The sequence below is a fragment of the Actinomadura physcomitrii genome, assembly GCF_008923205.2.
GTDB lineage: Bacteria > Actinomycetota > Actinomycetes > Streptosporangiales > Streptosporangiaceae > Spirillospora > Spirillospora physcomitrii.
This window is the reverse complement of sequence record NZ_WBMS02000104.1, coordinates 1-1,137: the sequence shown is the minus strand read 5'-3', so window position 1 is coordinate 1,137 and position 1,137 is coordinate 1. Positions and strand designations below refer to the sequence as shown.

At 77.1% G+C, this 1,137-nt stretch carries 1 pseudogene; it reads left to right on the top strand.

The annotated features are described in order from the left end of the window. Positions 1 to 60 precede the first annotated feature (60 nt). Positions 61 to 1,137: pseudogene (locus tag F8568_RS46435) on the top strand (XdhC family protein); the annotation flags it as partial.

The window sequence follows — 1,137 nt, the reverse complement described above, 5'->3', positions numbered from 1 at the left end:
GCCTCGCCGCCCTGGAGGGGCTGGCGCGGCTGATCGCCGACACCGGAAGGGGACGGGCGCATGCGCGACGTGCTGGATGACATCGCCGGCTGGTACGCGGCGGGGGAGACGTTCGGGCTGGCGACGGTGGTGCACACCTTCCGCAGCGCGCCGCGCCCGGCGGGCGCCGCGATGGCGGTGTCGGCGGGCGGCGAGGTCGCCGGCAGCGTGTCGGGCGGCTGCGTCGAGGGCGCGGTGTACGAGCTGGCGCGGTCGGTGATGGCGAGCGGGGAGCCGGTCGTGCAGCGGTAACGGGGTGACCGACGACGACGCGTTCGCGGTCGGGCTGACCTGCGGCGGGATCCTGGACGTGCTGGTGGAGCCGGTCGGGGCGGCGACGTTCCCGGAGTTCGCGGACGTCGCGGCGGCGATCCGGGCGCGCGAGCCGGTCGCGGTCGCGACGGTCGTCGCCGGTCCGGGACGCATCGGCGCGCGCCGCGTCGTCTGGGGCGACCGGGCGTCCGGCTCGCTCGCGCCGGGGGAGCCGTACGCGGCGCGCCTGGACGCGGCGGTCGACGACGACGCGCGCGGCATGCTGGCGCAGGGCCTCACCGGGCAGCGGCACTACGGCCGGGAGGGCGAGCGGCGGCTGGACGACCTGGCGGTGTTCGTGCACTCGTTCGCGCCGCCGCCCCGGCTGCTGGTGTTCGGCGCGATCGACTTCGCGGCGGCGGTGGCGCGGGTCGGCAAGTTCCTCGGCTACCACGTGACGGTCTGCGACGCGCGCCCGGTGTTCGCGACGCCCAAGCGGTTCCCGGACGCCGACGAGGTCGTGGTGAAGTGGCCGCACAAGTACCTGGAGGAGGCCGGCGGCGCGACCGACGAGCGCACCGCGATCGCCGTCCTGACCCACGACCCGAAGTTCGACGTCCCGCTGCTGGAGGTGGCGCTGCGGACACGCGCCGGGTACGTCGGCGCGATGGGGTCGCGGCGCACCCACGACGACCGGCTCGCCCGGCTCCGCGAGGCCGGCCTCACCGGCGCCGAGCTGGCGCGGCTGCGCTCGCCGATCGGGCTGGACCTGGGCGCGCGGACGCCGGAGGAGACCGCGGTGTCGATCGCGGCGGAGCTGGTGCAGCTGCGCTGGGGCGGGTCGGG